Source organism: Pseudomonas bohemica (genome assembly GCF_002934685.1).
GTDB classification, from domain to species: domain Bacteria; phylum Pseudomonadota; class Gammaproteobacteria; order Pseudomonadales; family Pseudomonadaceae; genus Aquipseudomonas; species Aquipseudomonas bohemica.
The window spans coordinates 258,240-264,985 of the sequence record NZ_NKHL01000117.1; the positions used below are offsets into that span (position 1 = coordinate 258,240).

General features: G+C 58.1%; 6 protein-coding genes and 2 pseudogenes. 2 read left to right on the forward strand and 6 right to left on the reverse strand.

What is annotated here, in order from left to right; translation table 11 throughout:
- Positions 1-117: 117 nt before the first annotated feature.
- From CE491_RS22995 to CE491_RS23020, 6 genes and pseudogenes are all read right to left on the reverse strand, one after another.
- Positions 118-1,086 carry a GTP 3',8-cyclase MoaA gene (locus CE491_RS22995; RefSeq protein ID WP_110950626.1) on the reverse strand — a complete coding sequence of 323 codons (969 nt, stop codon included), beginning with the start codon at positions 1,084-1,086 and terminating at the stop codon, positions 118-120.
- A 142-nt stretch (positions 1,087-1,228) separates the two neighbouring features.
- A complete protein-coding gene (locus CE491_RS23000; protein ID WP_110950627.1) occupies positions 1,229-1,891 on the reverse strand; it encodes a TetR/AcrR family transcriptional regulator in 663 nt (220 codons plus the stop codon).
- Positions 1,892-2,310: 419 nt separating this feature from the next.
- On the reverse strand, positions 2,311-3,099 hold the full coding sequence (locus tag CE491_RS23005) for a TatD family hydrolase (protein ID WP_110950628.1): 789 nt from the start codon (positions 3,097-3,099) through the stop codon (positions 2,311-2,313).
- A 15-nt stretch (positions 3,100-3,114) separates the two neighbouring features.
- The gene (locus tag CE491_RS23010) at positions 3,115-3,471 is read right to left on the reverse strand and encodes a PilZ domain-containing protein (protein WP_037011754.1); all 357 of its coding nucleotides are present in this window, start codon (positions 3,469-3,471) and stop codon (positions 3,115-3,117) included.
- A gap of 42 nt (positions 3,472-3,513) precedes the next feature.
- Positions 3,514-4,500 (reverse strand): DNA polymerase III subunit delta', encoded by a 987-nt coding sequence (locus tag CE491_RS23015; RefSeq protein WP_110950629.1) that lies wholly within the window; start codon positions 4,498-4,500, stop codon positions 3,514-3,516.
- A pseudogene (locus CE491_RS23020) lies at positions 4,493-4,819 on the reverse strand (dTMP kinase); the annotation flags it as partial. The pseudogene CE491_RS23020 and the gene CE491_RS23015, both read right to left, overlap by 8 nt.
- A 105-nt stretch (positions 4,820-4,924) precedes the next feature.
- Between CE491_RS23020 and CE491_RS23025 the strand changes: the two are divergent.
- Entirely contained in the window at positions 4,925-5,806 is an 882-nt protein-coding gene (locus CE491_RS23025; RefSeq protein ID WP_234407657.1) for a deoxynucleotide monophosphate kinase family protein, read from the forward strand.
- Positions 5,807-6,631: 825 nt separating this feature from the next.
- Positions 6,632-6,746: pseudogene (locus CE491_RS30865) on the forward strand (energy transducer TonB); the annotation flags it as partial.

The following is a 6,746-nucleotide window of genomic DNA, read 5'->3' on the forward strand; positions in this document are numbered from 1 at the left end:
AACGTCGTAGCAGTCCGGCTTGCCGGCGGTGAGATGCCTGAGATCGCGACCGGCGCAAGCCGTGCTCCAGGATCATCGGTGGACTGATATGTTTCAGCGAGAAATGAGATCGAACACTCAACCGCCGATGATCTTCATCACCGTCGCCCCGCCGGAGAACGCCACCGCCTGCTTGTCATCCAGCGCCTTGATCAACAGACGCTGCAACGCGGGCAAGGCCTGATGACGGGGCTTGTCGAGCAGGTCGCCGACGTAATGGCGGTTGCTCGAAGACAGACAGCCATGCAGCCAACCGCTCGAAGACAGGCGCAACCGTGAGCAAGTGCGGCAAAACGGCACGCTCTCATTGGCGATCACGCCGAAATGCCCTTTGCCGGGAATCCGGTAGCGCACCGCGGTGGCATCCACCGGAGCATCGGCCTGCTGATATCCGTAATGCTCGCCGATCAACGCCAGCAATTGATCCAAACTCACGAATTGCTGGAGAAAGCCATGATGGTCAGTGGCCAGGTAGCCCATGCGCATCAGCTCGATGAAGCGCAACTCATAACCGCGCTCCAGACAGTAATCCAGCAGCGGCATGACCTGATCGAGGTTACTGCCGCGCAATGGCACCATATTGACCTTGATCCGCATCCCCGACGCCCTCGCTTGTTCCATGCCATCGAGCACGGTGGCCAAGTCGCCGCCTCGGGCAATGCTGCGAAATGCCGACGGATCGAGGGTATCCAGCGAAACGTTGATCCGACCGATCCCTGCATCCAGCAGAATCGGCAGTTTGCGCGCGAGCAACTGGGCATTGGTGGTCAGGCTGATGTCGCTGAGCCCCATTCTTCCCACCTGCTCCATGAAACGCTCAAGCCGCGGACTGACCAACGGCTCGCCCCCGGTGATGCGCAAGCGTTCGATGCCTGCCGCTTCTATGAGGTATTCCACACCACGGGCCATGGCATCGGCGGACAACTCGTTCTGCGCCGCGACCAGCCGCTTGCCGTCGGGAACGCAGTAGGTACAGGCATAGTTGCACGCAGAGGTCAGACTGATCCGCAGGTTGCGGAAACGTCGGCCTTGGCGATCTACGATCATGGACAGCTCCGGAAAGAAATACAGCGCGCAAAACCTGACTCATAAATCAGCTTTTAGCAAGCGTCATTCCGGGCAAAGGTTGTAACGGAGCTGGCAGACACCAGAGCGGTGCCTGCCGGAGTGGATGATTGGCAAAGCCGGTTCAAGTCCCGGTGATTTCCGGCTTGAGGTCGTGTCCGGCTTCAGGATCGCGCTTGCGCTTGTTGCCCATGCGCACGCCGATGTCCATCAGGAACTGGAAGAAACCTTCCTGATCTTCCAGCACGTTGCTCCAGAACGGTGAGTGATACAACGCCACCGCGCCGTGCACCAGCGCCCAGGCAGCGCAGTAATGGAAGTACGGCGGCACATCTTCAAGCTTGCCTTCGGAAATCCGGCCCTTGATCAGCAGAGTCAGGTGTTCGAAATTCGAGGCGCGGATCTTGTGCAACTGCTCGACCATCTCGGGCACCTGATTGCCCTTGACCACTTTCTCTTCCAGCCGATCAAACAGGCGATACCGCTGCGGGTCGCGCATACGGAATTCGAAATAGGCGCGGGAGAGCGCTTCCTTGTCCTTGTCGACATCGGCCGAGTGCAGCAACTCGTTCAAATCACGCTCGTAGTCGAGCATCAGACGCAGATAGATCTCCGCCTTGGATTTGAAATGCTTATAGATAGTGCCTTTGCCAATACCCACGGCATCAGCAATCATCTCGACGGTGACACTGTCTTCACCCTGTTCGAGAAACAGCTTTAACGCGGTATCGAGAATTTCTTGCTCACGGCGCCGAAACTCACGGACCTTACGAGGTTCTTTGTGCATAGAAAGAGGCTGTGGGTTCAAAATCGAAGTCGCACATTATGCCTAACTTGCCGGAAATTGCACGGATCATCCGACAATGTTCACGCGCAAGACCGAATCAACCCCGTTAGCCACGTTTTTGACCCATAGCCCGATCTCAGTCCAGGTTGTAGACGAACATGGCCATGCTTTGAGGTATCAAGACAGGATTGGGTATTCCAAAACTGTTTAAAAAATGTACAGCTGACAGCTGGACGCCTGTGGAATATGACCAATACTTAAATTCGCCGATGCGGCATCTCCCCCAAGTGCCGGCATTGGTAAAGACACCAACGGATAGCGTGTCTTTGTTTTACTCCTAATGGTCTTAACCCGGATTCACCCCCCCAGAACCCGGGTTTTTTTTGCCTTCGATTTGCTCGACTGCAAAGTACTCCACGTCAGGTGGCCCTGACCCGCGCCAGAGGGAACAGACGCTTGAAGTTCTCGGTGGTCTGCTCGGAGAAGCGCTCGAAGCTCTCACCGCGCAACATCGCCAGAAACTCCGCCACTTCGCGTACGTATTGCGGCAGGTTGGGCTTACCCCGGTAGGGAATCGGCGCCAGATATGGCGAGTCGGTCTCAACCAACAGGCGATCCGCTGGCACTTTGCTCGCCACATCGCGCAGCGCATCGGCGTTGCGGAAGGTCACGATGCCGGACAGCGAGATATAGAAACCCAGGTCCAACGCGGCCTTGGCCATGTCCCAGTCTTCGGTGAAACAGTGCAGCACACCCGCTTGGGGCAACGCCGCTTCCCGCAGCAACTCGAGCGTGTCGGCTCGCGCGCCACGGGTGTGGACGATCACCGGTTTGCAGGTGCGGCTGGCCGCCTGCAGATGCAGACGAAACGAGGCCTGCTGCAGCTCGGCCGCTTCCGGCTCGTAGTGGTAGTCCAGGCCCGTCTCACCGATCGCAACCACGCGCGGGTGATTCAACTCGCCCAGCAGCCACTCCAGCGCAGGCGCTTCGCCGGGCTTGAGGTCCAGTGGGTGAATGCCGACCGAGCAGTCCACGTCTTCATAGCGATCGGCCAGGGCCTTGACCTCGGCCGCGTTGTCGGCGCTGACGCCTATGCATAGAAAATGACCCACACCCCTTCCGCGCGCCGCATCCAGAGCGTTGTCCAGGGAGTCTGCGTGTTGAGTGAGGTCGAGACGATCGAGGTGGCAATGGGAATCTACGAGCATGGGAACCGGAGCAATCTACATCGTGTGGGTAGGACGGTCGGACTTCAGAGCACCGGCCAGGTAGTTTTCGATCATGTTGCGGGCAGTATTGTCGCCGTCGTTGAACTGCACGCCGACGCCCGCCGCACGGTTGCCCTGAGCACCTTTGGGGGTAATCCAGGTGACCTTGCCCGCGACCGGGATTTTCTCCGGCTCATCCATAAGGTTGAGCAGCATGAACACTTCATCCCCCAGTTTGTAGCTTTTGCTGGTGGGGATGAACAGTCCGCCATTTTTGATGAACGGCATGTAGGCGGCGTACAGGACAGACTTGTCCTTGATGGTCAGGGACAGGATGCCGTTACGTGGACCCGGGCTGAGGGGGACGCTCATCTCAACTTCCTCATGGATACTGATGTCATGCAGATGGCCAGTCTACCCCTGTCCGGTCAGAGATGCCCACTGCACCAATAACGCTTCGAGCAACAAAACGCGATTGAGGTTCGCTTTGGACAAGACTTTCTGACGTTGCAGCAGCACCCAGTCCTGCATCGCCAGTACTTTGCCTTGGGGTGATTTTTGCGCCAGATACTGCAACACCTTGCGCATGTCGGCCAATCCCAGCCCGTTTTCGTCGTCGGTGAGCTGATAGCGCAGGATCAGGTTCGACCAGTCACAGAACCAGTCGAAAAGCAGCAGCAGTGAAATATCTTTCCAGCCCTCGGCCAGTTGGGTCGGCGATTGCTGGCCCTTGAGCAGCTTCTTGACGCCGTCGACCACCAACGCGCGTTGCTCACGCACGCCTTGCGCCTGAAGGTTGACCGCTGCCAGGGGCGAGCCTGCGGCCAGGGTCAACAGTTCAAGGCGTTCATCATCGTTGCGTTCGGGCAGCGCCTTGGCGAGCCAAGCGATACTCACCGCCTCGCCAGGCAATGGGCACGCCTGCTGTACGCAACGGCTCTTGATGGTGGGCAGCAATCGGCTCGGCTGATGACTGACCAACAACAGAACAGTATCGCCGGACGGTTCTTCGAGGCTTTTCAGCAAGGCGTTGGCGGCGTTGATGTTCATTGACTCCACAGGCTCGATCAACACCACCTTGCGCCCGCCCATCTGCGAGGTCTGGACCACGAAACTGACCAGATCGCGAACCTGATCGACCTTGATCGCCTTGTCCGCCTCTTCTGGCTCGAGAATGTAGTTGTCGGGGTGACTGCCCGCAGTCAACAGCGAGCATGACTTGCACTGCCCGCACGCTTCAAGCCCTTGCGGTTGCTGGCACAGCAGCAGATGCATCAGGCGCTCGGCCAGTGCCCGCTTGCCGATGCCCGCCGGCCCGTGCAGCAGATACGCGTGGGCATGCTGGGTGCGGCCAGCGAGTTGCTGCCAAAGACTTGCCTGCCAGGGATAAGCCTCAGCCATGGTGACGATCCGCCAGCAGTTTCAGCAGGTCTGGCTGCAAGGTGTCGAGGGATGCCTGCACCTGATCCAGAGGCAAGGCAGCTTCTACCAGACGATAACGCCAGGGCGCTGCGGCGGCTCTGTTGCCTCCCTGTTCTAAACGATTCAAAGCACCACGAGCCGTTGCACAGCCCAGACCGGTCTCCATGGACAGATCGAACACCAGCGTCGGATCCGGGCGCAGATCGCCCTGGACGAAGTCTTCCAGAGCCGCGATGCGTTCAACCGACAGGCCCCGGCCGCGCCCTTGGTATGGGTACGTTGCAACCTGTTTTCGGTCTTCCATTAATGTAAACATCAAAGGTTATAATCCTTGCTGCAAAACGTAAACGTGGCCTGAAAGCCCCATTTTATAATGGGTTGCGCCATCAAACAGGAGTTCACCGTGAGAACGATCATTGGCCTGGCAGCCTTGGCCAGATCAGGAAAAGACACCGTAGCGTCGATGCTTCTGACATACCCAGGGGTGTCGGCCTTTGCTCTTGCTGATCCCCTCAAGCTCGGCTGCCAAGCGCTCTTTGGCCTGACTGACGAAGAGACTTGGCATGACGATCGGAAGGAAAAGACAATCGAGCTGTGGGGCCATTCGCCAAGAGAATTTTTTCAAACGGTTGGTACTGAATGGATGCGGCATCATAACCCAGACCATTGGTTGATGAGAGCCGACCGGGAGATCAATCCGCCGCCCAGCGCACAAAACAATCCTTTCCCGGCGAACCTGGCATCCCCGAGCGCTCCGTTCGCCCTGGCCGCCCAAGCGTTCTTCGACCTGACCGACGACCAGGTGTGGAATCCTGCCAGTGCGAATATCAAGGATGAGTATTGGGACATCACGCCGAAAGACGCTATGGAGCTCCTCAAGCGCCACGCGCTCTCGATGTTCCCCGGCGCGCCTCAAGACACCAACAACACCGACCCCTATAACCCAAGCACCATCGCGCACCAGGACTATCACGCCAAACGCGCTACTCGCCCTACCCGTCCCCTGAGAGCCAATACGCAACTTAAGGACAACGCGCACACCATTGTCATCAAAGATATCCGCTTCGAGAACGAGGCTGCGTTCCTGCGCGCGCACCACGGAAAGATCTGGCACATCCTGCGCCCGGATTTAGAGAAGGTTAAAGCTCACTCATCAGAGTTTGGAATCAAACAAGCACCGGGCGATTACTTGTTGGTGAACGATGGATCGCTGGAAGAATTGAAACGGAAAGTCGAAAACACTTGGCGCATTCACGCCGACTCGCGGGCCACTCAAGAAGTTTAGGCAGCCCAAATTTGCACCCAAGCCCAAAACCGGGCTTCGTCACAATGGCCATGCCCCTACCATCTATGGCGGTGCTTGGGCAGCGACGGGCCGCCGGCTGTTGCCTATCAGTCAGGACGCCGCAGTGTTCCAGAGGATCACGTCGTCACCACCGCCGAGGCTGATGCGGTGGCAGTTGAGACGAAGGTCGGGAATTCGGCGTGTGGGACATTCATGAACATGCGGGCAGCGACTCACCAGAATCACGGCCTTCTGACTGCCAGCCGATATAGCATTAGCGCTGCTGCCAGCAACAGCTGCCGATCGAAGCGGCAGGTCTGGAATCGAACGGGTCCGCCCTGAACGCGCTCGCTACAGCCGAATAACATAGGTAGCCCATTTACCGGATGGCTGTACTTCCAGGCTTTGTACGACAAAATCGCGGCTGATCAGCCCGACATGCGCTCCTGGCATTATCCAAGACGCAGTCGGTTTTTCCGCTGCGTCTCGCTTTCCTTCGCGCTCGCCACGCTAACCATAAACCGGGTACGGTCGTCAGTTCATTCATGAACAACGAATGCCTATGCTGCTCTAGCAGCACCCCGGCAGCAGCACTGCTGCTTGACTGGCACCTTAACTCTGAATGAACCGGCGTCGGACTACAGGTCGACTTCAGCAAACAGTGATACCGACGTGTGGATACGCGTTAATCATCAATGCCGACCGCAGAATGCAGCAGAGATAATCCGGACTGAGCTCCTCATCATCGGTCGGCAGGGAGTGATGAAAGGGCCGGCACGCTAATTGCTCTCATGCCGCAACCCCTTTCACAGATGGAATCAGTCAATGGCCAATGCCCAAACCGCTAGTGCGCACGAGACGCTCTGGCGTCAGGCGCCGGGCGGCGAGCTGCTCGACCTGGGCCGGGTCTATCGCGGCCCCTTGGCGCTGTCGCGTCTGC